This is a genomic window from Nocardia sp. CDC153 (assembly GCF_035818515.1).
Classification (GTDB): domain Bacteria; phylum Actinomycetota; class Actinomycetes; order Mycobacteriales; family Mycobacteriaceae; genus Nocardia.
Genome location: NZ_JAYKYU010000005.1, coordinates 486,845 through 504,182 on the forward strand (window position 1 = coordinate 486,845; position 17,338 = coordinate 504,182).

Annotated in this window: 19 protein-coding genes, 1 pseudogene and 1 riboswitch; of the genes and pseudogenes, 9 read left to right on the forward strand and 11 right to left on the reverse strand. The window is 66.5% G+C overall.

The window, feature by feature from the left end; all coding sequences use genetic code 11:
- Positions 1 to 145: 145 nt before the first annotated feature.
- The gene (locus tag VMT65_RS28970) at positions 146 to 421 is read left to right on the forward strand and encodes a hypothetical protein (protein ID WP_326311655.1); all 276 of its coding nucleotides are present in this window, start codon (positions 146 to 148) and stop codon (positions 419 to 421) included.
- A 120-nt stretch (positions 422 to 541) separates the two neighbouring features.
- Entirely contained in the window at positions 542 to 2,167 is a 1,626-nt protein-coding gene (locus VMT65_RS28975) for a hypothetical protein (protein WP_326311656.1), read from the forward strand.
- Positions 2,168 to 2,189: 22 nt separating this feature from the next.
- On the opposite strand, the gene VMT65_RS28980 is transcribed toward VMT65_RS28975, so the two are convergent.
- The 3 genes from VMT65_RS28980 to VMT65_RS28990 form a co-directional block, all read right to left on the reverse strand.
- Positions 2,190 to 3,944 (reverse strand): NRAMP family divalent metal transporter, encoded by a 1,755-nt coding sequence (locus VMT65_RS28980; protein WP_326311657.1) that lies wholly within the window; start codon positions 3,942 to 3,944, stop codon positions 2,190 to 2,192.
- A gap of 333 nt (positions 3,945 to 4,277) precedes the next feature.
- Positions 4,278 to 4,457, reverse strand: a riboswitch (M-box (ykoK) riboswitch).
- Between the two features lie 214 nt (positions 4,458 to 4,671).
- Positions 4,672 to 5,013, reverse strand: a complete 342-nt coding sequence (locus tag VMT65_RS28985; protein ID WP_326311658.1) for a hypothetical protein — start codon at positions 5,011 to 5,013, stop codon at positions 4,672 to 4,674.
- Between the two features lie 56 nt (positions 5,014 to 5,069).
- Positions 5,070 to 6,881 carry an APC family permease gene (locus VMT65_RS28990; RefSeq protein WP_326311659.1) on the reverse strand — a complete coding sequence of 604 codons (1,812 nt, stop codon included), beginning with the start codon at positions 6,879 to 6,881 and terminating at the stop codon, positions 5,070 to 5,072.
- 108 nt (positions 6,882 to 6,989) lie between these two features.
- Between VMT65_RS28990 and VMT65_RS28995 the strand changes: the two genes are divergently transcribed.
- Genes VMT65_RS28995 through VMT65_RS29005 form a run of 3 tightly spaced genes read left to right on the forward strand, consistent with a single transcriptional unit; the run spans position 6,990 to position 9,059 of the window.
- Entirely contained in the window at positions 6,990 to 7,619 is a 630-nt protein-coding gene (locus tag VMT65_RS28995; RefSeq protein WP_326311660.1) for a TetR/AcrR family transcriptional regulator, read from the forward strand.
- On the forward strand, positions 7,616 to 8,770 hold the full coding sequence (locus tag VMT65_RS29000; protein ID WP_326311661.1) for a DmpA family aminopeptidase: 1,155 nt from the start codon (positions 7,616 to 7,618) through the stop codon (positions 8,768 to 8,770). The genes VMT65_RS28995 and VMT65_RS29000 overlap by 4 nt, the downstream gene beginning before the upstream one ends.
- 37 nt (positions 8,771 to 8,807) lie before the next feature.
- Entirely contained in the window at positions 8,808 to 9,059 is a 252-nt protein-coding gene (locus tag VMT65_RS29005; protein ID WP_326311662.1) for a hypothetical protein, read from the forward strand.
- 20 nt (positions 9,060 to 9,079) lie between these two features.
- Here the strand turns inward: VMT65_RS29005 and VMT65_RS29010 are convergent, their stop codons facing one another.
- Positions 9,080 to 9,427 (reverse strand): hypothetical protein, encoded by a 348-nt coding sequence (locus VMT65_RS29010; RefSeq protein WP_326311663.1) that lies wholly within the window; start codon positions 9,425 to 9,427, stop codon positions 9,080 to 9,082.
- Positions 9,428 to 9,653: 226 nt separating this feature from the next.
- On the opposite strand from VMT65_RS29010, the gene VMT65_RS29015 reads away from it, so the two are divergent.
- Complete coding sequence (locus VMT65_RS29015) at positions 9,654 to 10,751, forward strand: glycoside hydrolase family 43 protein (protein WP_326311664.1); 1,098 nt, start codon at positions 9,654 to 9,656, stop codon at positions 10,749 to 10,751.
- Here the strand turns inward: VMT65_RS29015 and VMT65_RS29020 are convergent.
- From VMT65_RS29020 to VMT65_RS29035, 4 genes are all read right to left on the reverse strand, one after another.
- A complete protein-coding gene (locus tag VMT65_RS29020; protein ID WP_326311665.1) occupies positions 10,748 to 11,695 on the reverse strand; it encodes a Rieske 2Fe-2S domain-containing protein in 948 nt (315 codons plus the stop codon). The genes VMT65_RS29015 and VMT65_RS29020 overlap by 4 nt on opposite strands.
- Before the next feature lie 35 nt (positions 11,696 to 11,730).
- Entirely contained in the window at positions 11,731 to 12,567 is an 837-nt protein-coding gene (locus tag VMT65_RS29025; protein ID WP_326311666.1) for an enoyl-CoA hydratase/isomerase family protein, read from the reverse strand.
- Between the two features lie 9 nt (positions 12,568 to 12,576).
- Positions 12,577 to 13,347 (reverse strand): SDR family NAD(P)-dependent oxidoreductase, encoded by a 771-nt coding sequence (locus VMT65_RS29030; RefSeq protein WP_326311667.1) that lies wholly within the window; start codon positions 13,345 to 13,347, stop codon positions 12,577 to 12,579.
- Between the two features lie 110 nt (positions 13,348 to 13,457).
- On the reverse strand, positions 13,458 to 14,048 hold the full coding sequence (locus VMT65_RS29035) for a TetR/AcrR family transcriptional regulator (RefSeq protein WP_326311668.1): 591 nt from the start codon (positions 14,046 to 14,048) through the stop codon (positions 13,458 to 13,460).
- Positions 14,049 to 14,150: 102 nt separating this feature from the next.
- On the opposite strand from VMT65_RS29035, the gene VMT65_RS29040 reads away from it, so the two are divergent.
- Genes VMT65_RS29040 through VMT65_RS29050 form a run of 3 tightly spaced genes read left to right on the forward strand, consistent with a single transcriptional unit; the run spans position 14,151 to position 15,216 of the window.
- On the forward strand, positions 14,151 to 14,549 hold the full coding sequence (locus VMT65_RS29040; RefSeq protein ID WP_326311669.1) for a PPOX class F420-dependent oxidoreductase: 399 nt from the start codon (positions 14,151 to 14,153) through the stop codon (positions 14,547 to 14,549).
- A gap of 12 nt (positions 14,550 to 14,561) precedes the next feature.
- Entirely contained in the window at positions 14,562 to 15,008 is a 447-nt protein-coding gene (locus VMT65_RS29045; RefSeq protein WP_326311670.1) for a DUF2871 domain-containing protein, read from the forward strand.
- A 40-nt stretch (positions 15,009 to 15,048) separates the two neighbouring features.
- Positions 15,049 to 15,216: a hypothetical protein gene (locus tag VMT65_RS29050; protein WP_326311671.1), complete on the forward strand. Its 168-nt coding sequence runs from the start codon at positions 15,049 to 15,051 to the stop codon at positions 15,214 to 15,216.
- Between the two features lie 62 nt (positions 15,217 to 15,278).
- Here the strand turns inward: VMT65_RS29050 and VMT65_RS29055 are convergent, their stop codons facing one another.
- From VMT65_RS29055 to VMT65_RS29065, 3 genes and pseudogenes are all read right to left on the reverse strand, one after another.
- Positions 15,279 to 15,677 carry a hypothetical protein gene (locus VMT65_RS29055; RefSeq protein ID WP_326311672.1) on the reverse strand — a complete coding sequence of 133 codons (399 nt, stop codon included), beginning with the start codon at positions 15,675 to 15,677 and terminating at the stop codon, positions 15,279 to 15,281.
- A 91-nt stretch (positions 15,678 to 15,768) separates the two neighbouring features.
- On the reverse strand, positions 15,769 to 16,014 hold the full coding sequence (locus VMT65_RS29060) for a hypothetical protein (protein WP_326311673.1): 246 nt from the start codon (positions 16,012 to 16,014) through the stop codon (positions 15,769 to 15,771).
- A gap of 41 nt (positions 16,015 to 16,055) precedes the next feature.
- Positions 16,056 to 17,320, reverse strand: a pseudogene (locus VMT65_RS29065) (IS3 family transposase).
- Positions 17,321 to 17,338: the final 18 nt, after the last annotated feature.

Consider the following 17,338-nt stretch of genomic DNA (forward strand, 5'->3'; position numbering starts at 1 on the left):
GGCGCGGGCGTACCGTATTTCCCGAATGGCCAGTCCTGCCAGCACATTTCTGTGCTCGATACAATGGCTTCGCTGAATTCGCAGCGCGAAGACACAAGTGCGCCAACGCCTCCCGCGAGCGTTATCAAAGGGTTATGGTCACGGCATGGTGCGAACCGCCGCCGCAGCCGCAGAACCGGATGAGCCTGACATTCCGGCCACTGCCTCGCGGCCAAAGCTAGAGGTTGTTCAAGAATCGCCTGACCCCGAAGCGCCACAGCCCCATTCCTTCGGCGCACACGTCCTGAGCGCGGCCGATATCGAGCGACTCCCGTCCTCGGCCCGGCACCGCATCGCAGCCTTCATCCACCTGCAGGTGGCAACCCTGGAGGAGTGGCCCGAACCGGTCCTGCCCCCCATTCCCGACCTCGACGATCTCTGACGGGATCGGTCCCGACTCCCCGTCCGGCCAGCCGAATTGTGCGTCCGGCCAGACGATTCGGCCGGATCCTGGGATTTTGCCGGATGGCTCCGGCGGCCCGGCCTGGCATGGTCAGCGACCATGAACACCTTTCGGCCCCGTACCCGTTCCGCGACGCTGTTGGCCGCGCTCCTGACCCTCGGCGCGCACACCGCCGGACTCGCTGCGGCGGAACCGGATTCGAGCACGTGGTACGTCCGCGCGGGGGCACTCGCGGGCGGAAACGGCAGCGCGGAAGCGCCTTTCGACTCCCTGGCCCGGGCCGAATCGGTCTCCCACGACGGTGACACCATCATCGTGCAGCCATCCGCCGCGACCCTGGACGGCGGCATCGCGCTCAAGCCCGGACAGAAACTGCTGGGCGACGGCCCCGCGGTAGTCGGCGCGACCGATACCGCCGCGCTGCCGCGGATCGCGAACACCACCGGAAACCACGACGGCGATGCCGTGCGGTTGGCCGCGGGGGCCGAGGTGCGCAATCTGGTGATCACCGGTGCGCGGCGCGGCGGCATCTACGGCTCCGACGCGGCGGACGTGGTGATCAGTGGCAATGACGTCACCGGGACGAATCAGCAATGCGCGGACGGTTTCATGATCGGCCCGTTCGGCCTGCCGCCCACTCTTCCGCTGGGCGCGTCCATTCCGGCCCTGCCCGACTTCATCACCCTCAACAATGGCTGGGCGGCCATCATGACCGACTATCACGCGGCGGCGGGCTCGGTGCGTATCGAGGGCAATGCCGTGCACGACACCGCCTGCGGCGACGGCATCGATCTGCGTGCGCTCGGCGCCAGCCGGATCGACGCCGAGGTGAGCGGAAACTCGCTGCGCGCAATCAATCTCGGCCTGGCCAAGCTCTCGGTGCTCGCCCTCGGCGTGCAGGCCGGTGACAATGCCCGGTTGACCGGCCGACTGAACGGCAATTCCGAGACCGACATCGCCACGCCCGCGACGGCACTACTCAATGCGATGGCCGACAGCGAGGGTGTCTTCGTCAATGTCCTCGGCCAGGCGCATCTGGATATGGCCATGGACGCCAACCAATTCCACAATGGCTACGGCAATTTCTCGGCCAATGGCCTGGAGTACGTGACCACCAGCGGTGCGCCGGAGAGTCGGCTGCGGGTGACGAACAGCGTCTTCGACAGTGTCACCGGCGACGTCATCGAGAACTACAACCTCAGCACGGGCGGTGCGCACCAGTCGCTGAGCCTGGACAATGTCTACGCTCATCACTCGACCTTCCCGGGCTCGGCACTCAATTCGCTGGTTCCGGCGAACCTCGGAACCTGCGTGGTGACAACGAATTTCGGTCGCTCCGCCAGCACCGACCTGACCGTCGCGAACTCCGATCTCGGCGACTGCAGCGCCGACGGCATCGGCCTGATCGCCTACACCCCGGCCGGAAGCGAGCCCAGCACCGCGGCGCTCACCTTCGACATCCACGACACCGTGCTGGGCGGCGCGGCCGCCAATGGCATCGATGTCCGCAATATCGGTGACACCGCGGTGCTGCGCGGCTCACTCGCGCGCACCTCGATCACGGCGGCCGGGGGATCGCTGCTGCGCACCTCCAGCAGCGGTGGCCGAATCGGTAGTGCCGCACTCGATCTGAGCGAGGTCACGCTGGACGGCGCGGCGGTGGAGTGCCGCGCCGTCACCGCGCACGCGCGGGTCGAACTGTCCGGAATCCCGGTCGACTGCTGATCCCACGCCCGCCGTGCGGGATTCAGCCGCCGATGGCCGTGACCACCTTGACGCCCACCAGGATCACCGCCAGCAGCAGGTAGCCGCGCAGTGCCAGCATGCCCGCCGTGCGCGCCGGGGAGAAGCTCGGCCGCGCCAGGGTGTCCAGGGCGGGCGTGCGCCAGGTGTCGCGGTCGGCGTCGCGGATCGCCCGTCGCTCGGCCCGGGTCAGGGACGTGGCCTCCAGCTCCTCCACCTGGTCCGGGTCGAGATTGCCGAATTCCCGTGCGGTGCGCTCGGTTTCGCGTCGCCGGTTGCGCTGCCAGGCCAGCAGCATGCCCGCGCCGCCGAGCACGCCGACCAGCGCGCCGACGCCGAAACCCAATTCCAGGGTGCCGGTGGTGATGCCCGGGAAGAAGGTGGCAGCGGTCAGCGCCAGTGACAGCAGCACCAGCGACCAGACGATGACGCCCGCGACAATGTTCTGCTTGACCGTGTTCACCCACGGACCCAGCACGGCCTTGTCATTGCAGAGCAGTACCAGAAACACCGTCGCCGAGGGCAGCAGCACTCCGGCCAGCGCCTGCACACCCTGGGTCAGCAGGCCCAGGACATGATCGGGGCTGAACGACACCGCGGCCGCGATGGCGAGCAGCGCAGCGTATCCCGCGTAGAACGCGGGCGCTTCGGTGATCTTCCAGTGCAGCGAGTGCCGCTTGCCCAGGGTGTCGCCCAGCGCGTAGGTGGTGGCCAGCCCGACGGCGTTCGCGCCGATCAGCGACGCGTCCAACAGCAGGATCGCGAACAGCGCGCCCACCGTGGTGCCCATGTGGTCGTGCAGCGCCCGCGCCACCCCGCCCGCGTCGGTGAAGTTCCCGACCGCGTCGGTCCCGGCCAGCCCGAAGGTGGTGGCGGCCATGATGGCGATCGCGCCGAGCATCACCACCACGATCCCGACCCACAGATCGATGCGCTCGTAGCGGATCCAGCGCGGGGTGATGCGCTTGTCGACGATATTGGACTGCTGGAAGAACAGCTGCCACGGCGCGACGGTGGTGCCGACAATGGCGACGATGAGCAGCAGCAGCGTCGAGTTCAACCCGCCCGGGAAGGACGGCAGGAACCCGTGCGCCACCTGAGATGCCTTGGGGTGCACCAGGAATGCCAGCGGGAACATGACGATGTTCAGCGCGATCAGCCCGAACAGGAACCGCTCCCAGCGCCGGAACGACCCGCCCGCCACCATGGCGAACAGCGCCACCGCGGCCAGCGGGACCGAAATCGCCTTGGGCAGCCCGAAATAGTTCAACGCCATGGAGACGCCGATGAACTCGGTGACGATGGTCAGCGCGTTCACCACGAACAGATCGCCCACGCTGAACGCGCCCCAGAACTTGCCGAAACGGTCGAAGATCAAGCGCGCGTGGCCGACTCCCGCGACCGCGCCCAGGCGCACCACCATCTCCTGGTTCACGTACAGCACCGGGATGAGCAGGACCAAGGTCCAGACCAGGGCCATGCCGTAGTTCTGACCCGCCTGCGCGTAGGTGGCCACGCCGCCCGCGTCGTTGTCGCCGACCATGACGATCAGGCCCGGGCCGATAATGGCCAGCAGCATGCGCAATCGCTGTCGGCGCGAACGGCCTTCGAGGGTGTCGTGCTGGCCGATGGAGCCCAGGGCGCCGACGATATCGCCGACGTGCGCGCTGTCCATGACAGCGCCGGTGGGCTTCGCCTCGGCGGTGGGTGCGGCGACGGTGGAGATGCGGCGGCTGGAGCCGTTCGCGAAGAAGGCCATGCCCTTCCCTCGCTTTCGATCATCAGGTGTTTCGACATGCGGAGAACACCCGGCCGCCAAGCGATTTCGGGCAGGGCCGCCCGCGCACACGTCAACCGGCGCACCGGTGTCGGGGACGCCGGAGCGAGGTGAGGTGGGAACGGGTCAGCCGGTGACCGGAATGCGGCAAGCCGGGGACGTCAGGATCGTGAAATCCGTACTCGGATACGGACTATCGCCGGAACTCATGGTTCGTCCCTCACCTCCTTGCCGCCGGGACGCACGCGGGCGTCGCTGGATCGTGGTGTCGCATCGCGCACGGCAAGAAGGATCGGAGCACGCTCGACGGCGTATCCCGCACCCCTCTCGTCAGAGCTTCGGCACTGCACGACGTATCCGGGGGCTCGCGGCCCGGGGAAGCCACTTCGGATCACCCCTTAATCCGGGGTGATCTGTCCTAACCCTGGGCGTCTCTCGACGTCGTCGGATCAGTGGCCTGTGTTCGTACAGGAGCCTCGCCTAGCGAGGTGCTGACTGGGCAATGGTGAGCCCCGGTCCCGCCGTTGTCAAATCCAGCCCGGTCGGTTCACAACGGGTGAACGGCGGATTAATTTGCGGCGCAATCGACTCGGAATGTGTGTGTCGAGTCACTTTGGGACTTTAGTCCATTGCTGGATTCTTCAGAACAGACTTAGAGTTTGCTTGTCAATAACTGAACCTGCGATGTGTTCGGATTCCGCAGGCCTACTCAATCGAGGTAAATCAAGTGCGCAAGAGGGGAATCGCTGCGGTTACCGCCTTGGTGGCCGCCGTCACAGCAATCACCGCGGGAACGGTCAATGCCCAGCCCGAGTCGGGTGACGTTGGCGCTATTCACTACACGGCATCGGCCACCGATCGCTCGGCGACCATTTCCACCGATATCGGCTCCATGGCCGTGGACAACGGTGCTTTCCAGATCAAAGCGCCCGATGGCAAGGTGGTTGCTGGAACCGAATTGAACTTCCGCGTGGACGATTTCGTTTTCCCCATTCTGGCCGATGTCCGGGACCGGACCGTCACGCTCACACCGCAATTCGATCTGCAGCACGCGGTATACCAGCCGGTCGCACTGCCCTTCGAGGACACCGCGCCCTGGAAGACCCCCTACGACCGTGAGCAGGCGGCCTGGAACCGCATGAAGGACACCATCGCCATGGGCGCGACCATCGGCACCCTCGTCGGCGGCATCGGCGGCGCGGCCGTCGGCTGTGCGCTGGGCGGCATCGCCGTCGGCTCCGGTGTCTCGCTGGCCACCGGCATTATCGGCGGCCTGTTCTTCTTCCTGCCCGGCGCGGTTGTCGGCTGCCTCGCCGGTGCCGCGGCCATGGGCGCGCTCGGCGCGGTCGGCGGCATGATCCTGGTCACCGCACCGGTGGCGATCGCCGCCGCGGTCCAGTACTTCACCACCATCAACGAGCCCTTCACCCCCGCTCCCACGAAGTAACCGCGTGGGCCGAACCCCGGTCGTGTCGATGAGGGCGCGACCGGGGTTTCACTGTTCCTCGTGGATCGGGTCGGGCAGCGTCCAGCGCTCGCCGCGGCGAGGGTGAAGGTAGAGCGCGCGTAATACGCGTAGCCCGCCACCATGGCGGCGACCGCGAAGGCGATCTGCTGCCAGTCGTCGCGGGCGAGGTTGTAGGCCGAGTAGAGCATGACCCCGATCACGATCGCCGGGGGCAAGGGCCACAACGGCATTCGATAGCCACCCGCGATGCCCCTGCGCGCCGCACGAATTCGCAGCGCGGCCAGCGCCACGAACAGGTAGACCAACACCAGGCCCGCGCCGGTCGCGACAATGAGCCAGCGCATGGGCAGCAGCGCGGCGGCCAGCACCGCGAACAACCCCACCACGATGGTCGAGACCACCGGCGTGTGCAGGCGCGGATGCACCGATCCGAGCGCGCGATCGATCGGATCCGGCCAGCTGCGGTCGCGGGCCGAGGCGAACAACAGTCGCGCGATCTGCAGGATGATGGCGATCACCGCGTTCACGATGGCGATCGCGATGCCCACGCTCACCGCGGTATTCACCGCCGAACCGCCCCGGGCGGTCAGGAAATAGTTCAGCGGGGCGTCGCTGTGCAGCAGGTCGGTCAGGGACGGCGCGCCCGCGACGACGGCGGCCAGCGGCAGGACCTCGATGGCGACCGTGGCCGCCAGACAGATCATGATCACCCGGCCGATGGTGCGGGTGGCGTTGCGGGTCTCCTCCGCGTAGTAGACGGCCGCGCCATAGCCGTTGTAGGCGAACAGGGCGACCGGGATCAGCGTGGCCAGTCCGCCGAATCCGATGTCCGCCAAGCCGTTCGGAGCGGCGGTCTGGGCGTGGACGAAGGCGCTCGGACCGCGCTCCGGATGTGCCGCGCCCAGCCCCACCGGGACCGCGATGGCCGAAACCTCCACGCACAGAAAGACTCCGGTGACCCACGCGTTGGCCTTGATATTGAGCAGCGCGACCACCGTCGTCACCGCGATGACCGCCACCCCCACCCACTTTCCGCCCAGACTCGGGATGGCGACGCTCAGATAATCACCGGTGCCCAGTGCGATCACCGAGATGATCAAGACCCCGTTCACCAGCGTGAGCACGAAGAGCGCGAATCCGCTCGAGCGGCCCAATAGCCGTGCCGCCCAAGTGTATTCACCACCCGCGATCGGATAGGCCGTGGCCAGTTCGGCATAGCAGAACCCCACGAAGACCGAGGCCACCGCCGCCAGCGCGAGCACGCTCACCGACGCGCCCCCGGCGGCCAGCAGGATGGCCGGAATGATGATGAACACGCTGGACGCCGGGGTCACCGCGGACAGTGTGATGAGGATGTTCTCCAGCATGCCGAGCGCGCGGGCGAGCTGCTGTGGATACTGCGAGCGCTGATCCGCCGTGGGCTTCGGGGTGGGATGAGCCGGTGTTGCCATGGCCAAGCCTTTCTTTGACTTAGAATCAAAGAATGGGGGATGGTGGCAGGACAAGTGCCTGGTTCGGACGTAACAATGACTTAACTGTCTGTCGACGGAAGGATGCCGGTGGCGCGGAAGAAGGATCAGGAGCGGGCCCGGCGGGCGATCATCGACGCCGCGCTGGCCGCGGTCGCCGATCCGGGTGTGGACCGGCTGCGCATCCGCGAGATCGCCGGTAGCGCGGGGGTCTCGCCCGGCACGGTGCACTACTACTTCGAGGATCTGGCCAACCTGCTGCACGAGGTGCATCGCTTCGCCAGCGACCGGTTCTTCGGCGACCGGCTGGCCATGGTCACCGAAATCCCCGACGCGCGAACGAAAATCGGGGCCATGATCTGGGCCGGGCTGCCGGAGTCGCCGGACGACACGCTGGTGACGGCGCTGTACCGGCTCGCCTCCTACCACGCCGTCTCCGCGCAGCACGGTGATCTCATCACGGCCCTGTTCACCCAGCAGGTGGCCGTCTACGCCAGCGCGCTCGAGGTCGGAATCGCGCAGGGGCACTTCGTGATCGAGGAGCCGATCCTGAGCGTCGCGCGCAATCTGGTGGCCCTCGAGGACGCCTATGGCCTGCACATCGTCAGCCGCAACCGGTCCATGACCAAGGCCGGTGCGGCGGCGCTGATCTGCTCCTACGCCCGCACCGCCACCCGCTGTCCCGATATCACCGCGCCCCCGAAGGAGATTCGTCCATGACCGATCCCCGCCTGTACTCACCCGACGGCCGCCCACGCGCCCGGCTGTTGGGCATCGCGCCGCCCGGTGAGACCGGAGCCTGGAACGCCATCACCGATGTGCCCGGCGTCGAAGTCGGTTACCGCACGGTGATTTCCGGTGACGGCCCGCTGCGGGTCGGCGCGGGACCTGCGCGCACCGGTGTCACCGCCATCCTGCCGCGCGGTCGCGACGGGGTCGGGCGGCCGTGCGCGGCGGGTTGGTTCTCGCTCAACGGCAATGGCGAGATGACCGGCACCGCGTGGATCGACGAGGTCGGGCAGTTGTCGATGCCCATCACGATCTCCAATACCCATGCCATCGGGCCGTGCCACGCCGGTGTCGTCGAGTGGATCAATCGCGCGCATCCGCGGCTGGCGCGGGAATGGCTGCTGCCGGTGTGCGCCGAAACCTGGGACGGCTACCTCAACGACATCAATGGCGGTCACATCACCTCGGCCATGGTCGCCGAGACGCTGGCGGCCGCGCGGAACGAGCCGCTGCCGGAGGGCTCGGTCGGCGGCGGCACCGGGATGAACTGCTACGGCTTCAAGGGCGGCAGCGGCACCGCGTCGCGGCGCGTGCCCTTCGGTTCGGCGAGCTTCACGGTCGGTGTGTTCGTACAGGCCAATTTCGGTGCGCGCCACGAACTTACGATCGCGGGACGTCGGGTCGGCGCGGAGTTGGACAGCGCCAACCCGATGGAGACCACCGCCTGGCAGGGCACCGCGAGCGCACCGGGCGGGGCGGGTTCGGTCATCGTCATTGTCGCCACCGACGCGCCCTTGGACGCCCTGCAGTGCAAGGCCATGGCGCGCCGCGTACCCCTCGGCCTGGCCCGCACCGGGACCACCGGCAGCCTGTTCTCCGGCGATCTGTTCCTGGCGTTCTCCACGGCCTCGGATCGCCTGTCCGACACCGGATTTCCGAAGGGCGAGCCCACGGCGGAGAGTCTGGTCGTCACCACGCGGCTGCCGTGGAATCGCATGGACGCCCTCTACACCGCCGTCGTCGAGGCGGTCGAGGAATCGGTCCTCAACGCCCTCATCGTCAATGCGGACATGACCGGCCGCGACGGCCACCATTCCCCTGCGCTGCCGCACGATCGGCTGCGAGAGGTGCTCGCCCGTTAGTGCCCGGTCACCGCTTCCGGGCGGGCATCATCGAGGGATGTCCGACGTGAACAAGCACAACCTCGTCTATTTCGAAAACGCCTCCATGCGAGGGCTGTACGCCGATCTGGACGAATGGCAGCGCACCAACAACCGCCGGTTCCTCTCGCTCACCATCCATCCCGACGGCGGCAACTTCTGCTGCATCGCCCTCACCAATCCGGCCGAGGTGGTCATCACCAGCGTCGACGGCCACAATCACGCCGCGGTCAGCCGCTTCGGCCTACTCGCGGTCGCCACCAACGACTAGCGCCGCGGGCGCGGCGTGGATTACCGATATTCGACTCCCCGCCGCGCCTGCCACGAGCTGATCTGTCGTGGCCGGTATTCGGCGGCGACCAAAGGATTGTGCCCGTGCCGTCCGGCCCGCTGCTCCTTGCGGAATTCCCGGAAATACTCGAACCGGATCATCAGCAGACCCGAAACAATAAGCACCACAGTCGCGATCGCGCCGGTTATCGCCCAGCCGCGGTAGCCGGACGCGGCCGCGGTCAGGGTCATTCCCAGCGTCGCGATCCCCAGCAGGCACATGACCAGTGCTGGACCTTCGCCAGGATCTTCGATCGCATCACCGGGATGCGGATGCCAATGCTCCCCATTCGGCTCGATGGCCGTCACCTTAACCATTATTACCTCCCTCGACCTGCGGAGATTCCTGATCTGCTCTCCAGAATGCCCCCAAAGACCGAACCTACGCGCGAGTAATTTCGAAAATTGCCGAAACAATGCTCGATTACCTGTACAGGCCCCGCGAAACGCCGGGCATCCTGGGCTTTCGGCGCAGTGATTGAACCCGCCGGGTGCGGCGTCGAGACTGGATTCTCGACGTGTGCGGGAGGCGATGATGACGGGTTGGCGTGGGGTGCTCGGTCTGGTCATTGCGCTGCTGGTGGGTAGCGGAATGACGGTCGCGGGGATCGGCGCGCCGAATGCCGTCGCGGACGGGCCGCACAGCGAGGAATTCACCAATCCGATTCTCGCGGCGGGCGCGGACCCGAGCATGAGTTACTACCGGGGGCGATTCCACCTGGTGCAGGGCGACTTCTACAACAACGACAACATCGTCATCCGCAGTGCGGACACCCTGGGCGGACTGGGCAAGGCCGACCCGATCGTGGTCTGGGAGCACCCCGCCTGCCCGGCCCCGGCGTGCACCAAGATCTGGGCACCGGAACTGGAACACATCGGCGACCGGTGGTGGATCTACTTCGCCGGTCAGGAGGATGAGCGCAACGAGACCCATCGCATGTACGCACTGCGGTCGACCGGCGACGATCCGACCGGCCCCTACGAGTTTCTCGGCAAGCTCGACCTGCCCGGCGGTTGGGGAATCGACGGCGTCTATCAGGAGTATCGGAACGCCGGATACTTCTTCTGGTCCTGCCTGCGCGACCCGGAAGACACACGGGTGCAAGACATTTGCGCCATCCGCATGTCGGACCCGATGACGCCGACCGGCGATCGCGTCAGCATCGCGACACCCACCGCCGGGTGGGAAACCGTTCCCAACGATGCGGGTCTGCTGATCAACGAGGCCCCGCAACCGCTGCTCGCGCCCAACGGTCGGCTGTTCATGACCTTCTCCGCCAACGCCAGCTTCGACGACACCTACCGGCTCGGGCTCCTCGAACTGGCCCAGGGCGCGGACCCCATGAACCCGAAGTCCTGGACCAAATCCGGCGGCCCCATCCTGCCCGGCACCTCCGGTGCGATAGCCCCCGGCCACAACGGCTTTCTCAGCATCGACGGCCACCCGTGGATCGCCTACCACGCCCGCCTGGAGTCCGGCACCGGCTGGGCGGGGCGCAGCATCCGGGTCCAGCCCTTCACGTTTGCCGCGAACGGGCGTCCCCAGTTCGGCATGGCCCTGGGTCCCGACGCTCCCATCGTGATCGATGGTCGGGACCCGAAGCCGCCCGAATCCCGGCCCGCCGCGGGCTAACCGGCTCGGCCCGACGCATCGGCCAGGCTGGCGTCGGCTTCGAGGAAGGCGGCGCGATACCAGCGTCGGAACTGGCCGATCAGGCGTTCCTCGGTGGTGAGCAGGGGAGTGGGGCGGTGGATCTTGTTGTCCCAGATCAGAGTGTCGCTTTCCCACTGGGCGCGGACGGCGTCGAAGATCGCCTGGTTCAGCGGCTCGGCATCCTGTGCGGCTTTGACCGCGACCAGCCCGCGTAAGACAATGCGCTCCCGGTCCAAGGGAGTGGCGTAGAGGCGGTAACAGCCCTCGAAACCCTCACCCGTGTGCACGGCCATCACCATGCCCGGTCCGTGAATCTCACTGCGCAGCGGAATGCCCGGCAGCTCCTCGTCCGAATCGGCCAGCGGGGCGAGATCGACGCGGAAACAGTGGTCGGTGGCTTCGGGCAGTCCGGTGGCGGCCATGATGCTCGACTGGTGGACCCACTTGAAATGCGCTCCGTCGACGCCGTTTTCGAGAATGTCCTGGGCGAGGCCGCGCAGGGTCCACTCGACGGTGAGATCCGGTGTCCAGCCGTCGCGGTCCAGCACGGGCATCTCCCAGTCGGGCTGCCGGTCCGGCGCTCCGTGCCAGGCCAGGATCACGCCGTTCTGCTCCCGAACCGGCCAAACCCGCACGCCCGCAGCCGGTTTGACCTTGGCGTAGGGAACCTCGACGCACCGGCCCGCGGTATCGAATCGCCAGCCGTGGAACGGGCATTGCAGCCGACCGTCGACAACGGTGCCGCCGACACCGAGATGCGCGCCCAGATGCGGGCAAAACGCGTCCATCACGTGCGCTCGGCCCTGTTCGTCACGCCAGGCCACCAACTGCTCGCCGAAGGCTCGCACGGGCACGGCGGATCGTTCGGCGAGTGCGGAGGAGAACGCCACCGCGAACCAGCCGATCGGGTATTCCGTATTCATTTGTCCACTCCTGTATTTCGGTGAAATTCCCCGGCCTACAACGGTTTCCACCGCGAGGTCGAGTGATCGCGGAAGGCCGCGAAGGAGGCGTGCAGATCACCGGTCGCCGTGCACATGACCTGGGTGCGGTTCTCCATGTCCAGTGCGTGGCGCAGGCTCGGCGCATCGACGTTCTGCCACAGGGTTTCCTTGGTCATCCAGACGGCCAGCGGTGAGTGCGCGGCGATCTGGGACGCCTTGGCCAGCGCGGTGTCGATCAGGTCGGCCGCGGGCACGGTGTCGACGGTCAGGCCGATCCGTAGCGCCTCCTCGGCATCGAAAACCCTTCCGGTGAGCATCAATTCGGCGGCTCGGGAAGCGCCCACCAGGCGCGGCAGGTGGTAGCTGGTGCCCATATCGCAGGCCGAGACGCCGTGGCGGATGAACACCGCGCCGAAAGTGGCCTCCGGACAGGCGATCCGGATATCGCAGGCCAGCGTCAGGGCGAAACCGCCGCCGACCGCCGAGCCATTGACGGCGGCGATCACCGGCTGGCGCAGGCGGTGAATCCGTTCGAACAGTGAGGCCATCAGTTCCTGCGCGGCCATGGTGCGTGCCACTTCGGAGGTCGCCGCGCCCAAGAGCGCGGCGGTCGGGGTGGCCTCGGTGCGATCGAAGTCCTCCGGTGTCGATTTCAGATCGGCTCCCGCGCTGAAGGCCACTCCCGCACCCGTGATCACCACCGCTCGGATCTCGGGTCTGCCGGCGATATCCGCGAACACCGTGTGCAGTTCGGCCACAGTCTGCGGGTCGAGCGCATTGCGCCGGTGGGGACGATCGATGGTCACCAGGACGACACCGTCCGGGCGTTCGTCGGTGCGTACCGCTGTCATGTGGATCTCCTACCGTGCGATCAGGCCGCCGTCGGCGATCACCGTCTGGCCGGTGATATAGCTGCCCGCGTCCGAGGTGAGAAGCAATGCGGCCCCGACCATTTCATCGGGCTCGGCGATCCGCTGCTGCAGGGTCGAGCGTTCGAGGGCGGCCACGAATTCGGGCGGGTTGTTGCGCACCATGGTGGTGTTCACCGGGCCGGGCGCCAGGGCATTGACGCGAATGCCGCGCGGGGCGAACTCCGCCGCCATCGAGCGCGTGAAGGACACCATGGCGGCCTTGGCCGCCGAGTAGATGGCCGTGCCGGGGGAGAAGGTGAACGCACCGACCGAGACGATATTGAGAATCGCCGCGTGCGAACTCTTTTCGAGGTGGGGGAGGGCGGCCTGCACCAGGAAGACCGGGCCGCGCAGGTTCACGTCGTAGGACTTCTCCCATGCGGCCGTGGTCATTTCGCCGAGTGGCTGCGCCAACGGGTTCGCGGCATTGTTGACCAGGATATCGATGCCGCCGAACTCGGCGGCGGCCGCGGCCACCAGGGCGTCGAGGGCTCCCAGATCGCCCATGTGGGTCGGTACTCCCACCGCGCGCCCGCCCATCTCGGTCAAATGCGCGGCGGCGGCCGCGCACGCGTCGGGTTTGCGGCCCGCGACAACGACATTCGCGCCCGCGCAGACGAAGGCCTCCGCCAGCGCCAGCCCGATCCCGCGGGTGCCGCCGGTGACCACGGCGGTGCGCCCGCTCAGGTCGAAGAGCGTCCCGAACTTCTGCCGATCCACGACTCCTCCAGTGCAGTCTCCGGGCGTGATCGAGAGCACACCCATCGAGACTTATGTTACGCAGTGTAAGAAAAGTGGCAATGGGTTCGAGCGGATCGGTTTTCGCGACCTCAGCGGTGAATCGTGATGCCCGGCACGATGATCGAGGTCAGGTGCTCGATCAAACCCTCCGGGTCCCGGTGTTTGACCAGCATGTGCATCATGACCGCGCCCCGCACGGTGTCGAACAGCGCGCTGCCGTCCACGTCCGGCCGCACCGCGCCGTCCGCCTTGGCTCGCTCGATCAATCGCACGTACACGGCCCGGATCGGTGCGCTGTACCGACTCTCGATCTGCGCCATCAGATCATCGCGCCCGTACAGCTCGGCGGCGATCCCGGCCAGTCCCGCCACGTACACCGGATCCGACTGAATCCGCACCATGGCCGCGATCAGCCCGGTCATCGCGTCCGCCAGCGGGGCATTCTCGTCGAGCAGTGAATCCTGTTCGGGCACACTGAATATCGCATCCTCGACCAGGGAGAACCGACTGCCCCAATTGTCGTACACGAACGGCCGTGACACCCCGGCCCGCCGAGCCACCTCGGTCAGCGTGAGCTCCTCGTACCCCTTCTCCAGCAGCACCTCGCGCGTGGCCGCCACCACGGCCTCCCGCCGCCGCGAATCCCTCGGCCGCCCAAGGCCCGTCCCTTCGTCGTCCACTCGCACACCATCAATCTAGCAACGCTAGACAAGCTACTGGCCGAGTGTTACCGTTGCTCTAGTAGCTAGCGATGCTAGAAATCACGAAATGGAGTAACCGCCATGAGCTTCACCAGCAATGAACAGCAGTTCCTCGCGGAGGCCGGAATCGGTCGGCTGGCCACGGTGTCACCCGACGGCATCGTGCAGAACAACCCGACCGGCTATCGGGTGAACGCTGACGGCACGATCGACATCGGCGGCATGCGGATGCGCACCAGCCGCAAGTACCGCAATGTCGAAGCAGGCAGCCGAGTCTCCTTCGTCGTCGACCAACAGGTTTCCGTGGACCCGTACGTGATTCGCGGCATCGAGATCCGCGGCACGGCCGAGGCCCTCCCCGACGAGGAGCCGCCCTTCCCGCCCCAGGAACGCGCGGTCATCCGAATCCACCCCGACCGCATCATCTCCTGGGGCCTCGACGGCGATTCCTTCGACTTCACCAGCCGCACCGCCGAATAACCAAGGACCCCAATGAAACAGCTCTACTACGCGGCAACCCTCTACACCCTGCTAGGCCTCTGCTCCGGCTTGTTCTACCGCGACTTCACCAAGTCCCACAATTTCACCGGCAAAACCGAACTAGCCGTAACCCACACCCACCTGCTGTCCCTGGGCACCCTCTTCTTCCTGATCGTCCTGGCCCTGGACAAACAATTCGCCCTGTCCTCCCAACGCCTGTTCCCCTGGTTCTTCTGGACCTACAACACCGCCCTCCTCTGGACAGTCACCTGCATGACCGCAATCGGCATCCGCACCGTCCAATCCCGCCCCGAAAGCGATCTCCTAGCCCACCTTTCCGGCGGCGGCCACATCCTCCTGACCATCGCCTTCACCCTCTTCTTCGCCTGCCTCTACCGCCCAGCCACAACCCACCCCCAAGCCCCCACCCCCTCGTTTGCAACCCCCGCCCGCGGGTAGCCCCACCTCGTGCCGCCCGATCCCAAACCAAGGACAACCGATGCCCCCGACCACCGGCGATCCACGTAAACGCGCCGACCTCGACAACAACGACCCCGAATTCGCAGACGAACACCAAGCCGTCACCACCGACCACCAAGCCAACGGCGAAACCGAATCCCCAGATGGCGTGGGCGGAATGGACCCCAACACCGGCCCCGCCGTCTAACCGCCGACCGTGCGACAACCCGCACGGTGTGGAGCTCGACGGGTGAGCGGTGAGGATCGCGTTCAGGGATGCGAACGTCCAACCGTACCGAGTTGCGCGGCGTGGTTGGCGATATTGCAGCCGATGGCTACGGGAACCGGTAGCAGCAGCAGAGTTGCCAAAGCCCAGACGAACAGCCAGGTGCGGGTGATCGCGGCGATGGTCACGCAGCTCAGTCCGATCACCAGGACCGCGAGCATCCCCAGCAGCGAGACCGCGATACCACGGCCGACCTGGTCCACGCAGGGGCCGTCAGGTGCGCACGGATCGGTTGCCATGGCGAGTAAGCCGGTGAGTCCCGTGAAGTAGGTCGCGGCCACGACGGTCAGAACAAGGCAAATGCCGGTGATCACCTTGTCCCACATGGGGATTCGTCGACGGTTGGTCTGCGAGTTCGGCACCTGGGCGCATGTGGTCGTCATGCCCGCCAGCATCGCGGTCGCACGGTTCCCGGTGAATCAGTAGAACTACCCAGCCGTCGTGGGTACCGGGGCAACGTGCGGGCGTGGGTTGCTACCAATCCGGGGCCTTGATCGAGCCGCGGTCGTGATAGTCGTCGTCGAACTCTTCGTCCAGCTTGCGCTGGCGTTCCACGCGTTCGGCTTCCAAGCGGGCCGAGTTTGTCTGTGTGTATGTCGAGACCGCTTCGAAGGTCGGATCGGCTCGCAGTTCCCGTAGGGCTTCATCGACTTTGGGGCGCTTGTCTTCTATCGCCGCCCGGTAGGCGGCCATGATGGTAGCTTCCTCGTCTACCGTCACGGATAGCAGTCGATCTGAATCGCCCCGGTGAGTCCGGAGACCTATCGGTATGACAGCCCGGCGGGTTGCTGGGCTGGTTGTTGAGAGTAGTAGGCGGTCTCCATTTCCGCGGGCGGGATATCGCCGCAGTAGCGGTAGAGCCGCCGATGGTTGAACCAGTCGACCCATTCGGCGGTGGCGAACTCGACGTGGTCGACGCTGCGCCAGGGGCCTCGCGGTTTGATCAGTTCAGTCTTGTAGAGACCGTTGATCGTCTCGGCGAGGGCATTGTCGTAGGAGGATCCGACCGCTCCGACCGAGGGTTGGATCCCAGCCTCGGCGAGTCGCTCGGAGAAGGCAATAGATGTGTATTGCGACCCTCTATCCGTATGGTGCACAACATCTTTCACGTCCCAGCCCGCTCGTTCGCGGGTCCAGATCGCGTGCTCGATGGCATCGAGCACCAGCGAGGTCGTCATCGATGTTGCGGTGCGCCAGCCGATGATCCGGCGCGCGTAGGCGTCGATGACGAACGCCACGTAGACCCAGCCCGACCAGGTCGACACGTAGGTCATGTCGGCCACCCACAACCGGTTCGGGGTCGGCGGCGCGAAGCGGCGCTGGACCAGATCCGCCGGACGCGGCGCGGCCAGATCGGGGAACGTGGTGCGTTTGCTCCTGCCGCGAACGGCGCCGCGCAGCCCGAGCTCACGCATGAGTCGCTCCACGGTGCAGCGCGCCACCCGGTGGCCTTCTCGATTCAGTTGCAACCAAACCTTTCTCGCGCCATAGACGCCGAAGTTCTCGCCGTGGACTCAGGTGATTTCCACTTTCAGTTCCTCGTCGCGAACATCGCGCTTGGCGAGGGTCCGCTTGCGCTGCTCGTAATAGGTTGAAGGGGCGGCTTTCACGCCGAGCTCGCAGAGCGCGGCGCAGATCGACTCGACACCCCAAACAAGGCCACCGGCCTCGCGGCGGCCTTGATGTTCGGTGATGAACCGAACGATCAACGACTGGGCCGGTCGATCTCGGCGGCGAAGAAAGCCGACGCGGCCTTCAGAATTGCGTTGGCGCGCTTGAGTTCTGCGTTCTCACGCCGCAGCCGCTTCAGCTCCGTCATCTCATCTGAGCTGGTGCCGGCCCGCGTTCCGGTGTCGATCTGGCCCTGGCGCACCCATTTGCGGACCGTTTCCGGCGTCCCGACCCCGAGCAGATCGGCGACCGCTTTCATCGCCGCCCACTCCGACTCGTGCTCGCCCTTGATCTCGGCGAACATCCGCACGGCCCGCTCACGCAGCTCCTGCGGGTACTTCTTCGAACTCGACACGACTCCATCCTTCACAGA

Bases quoted from the DNA above. Each gene is read 5' to 3' on its own strand.
- VMT65_RS28970 (WP_326311655.1), top strand. From the start codon at position 146: ATGGTGCGAACCGCCGCCGCAGCCGCAGAACCGGATGAGCCTGACATT.
- VMT65_RS28975 (WP_326311656.1), top strand. From the start codon at position 542: ATGAACACCTTTCGGCCCCGTACCCGTTCCGCGACGCTGTTGGCCGCG.
- VMT65_RS28980 (WP_326311657.1), bottom strand. From the start codon at position 3,944: ATGGCCTTCTTCGCGAACGGCTCCAGCCGCCGCATCTCCACCGTCGCC.
- VMT65_RS28990 (WP_326311659.1), bottom strand. From the start codon at position 6,881: ATGGCAACACCGGCTCATCCCACCCCGAAGCCCACGGCGGATCAGCGC.
- VMT65_RS29000 (WP_326311661.1), top strand. From the start codon at position 7,616: ATGACCGATCCCCGCCTGTACTCACCCGACGGCCGCCCACGCGCCCGG.
- VMT65_RS29005 (WP_326311662.1), top strand. From the start codon at position 8,808: ATGTCCGACGTGAACAAGCACAACCTCGTCTATTTCGAAAACGCCTCC.
- VMT65_RS29015 (WP_326311664.1), top strand. From the start codon at position 9,654: ATGACGGGTTGGCGTGGGGTGCTCGGTCTGGTCATTGCGCTGCTGGTG.
- VMT65_RS29020 (WP_326311665.1), bottom strand. From the start codon at position 11,695: ATGAATACGGAATACCCGATCGGCTGGTTCGCGGTGGCGTTCTCCTCC.
- VMT65_RS29025 (WP_326311666.1), bottom strand. From the start codon at position 12,567: ATGACAGCGGTACGCACCGACGAACGCCCGGACGGTGTCGTCCTGGTG.
- VMT65_RS29040 (WP_326311669.1), top strand. From the start codon at position 14,151: ATGAGCTTCACCAGCAATGAACAGCAGTTCCTCGCGGAGGCCGGAATC.
- VMT65_RS29045 (WP_326311670.1), top strand. From the start codon at position 14,562: ATGAAACAGCTCTACTACGCGGCAACCCTCTACACCCTGCTAGGCCTC.
- VMT65_RS29050 (WP_326311671.1), top strand. From the start codon at position 15,049: ATGCCCCCGACCACCGGCGATCCACGTAAACGCGCCGACCTCGACAAC.
- VMT65_RS29055 (WP_326311672.1), bottom strand. From the start codon at position 15,677: ATGACGACCACATGCGCCCAGGTGCCGAACTCGCAGACCAACCGTCGA.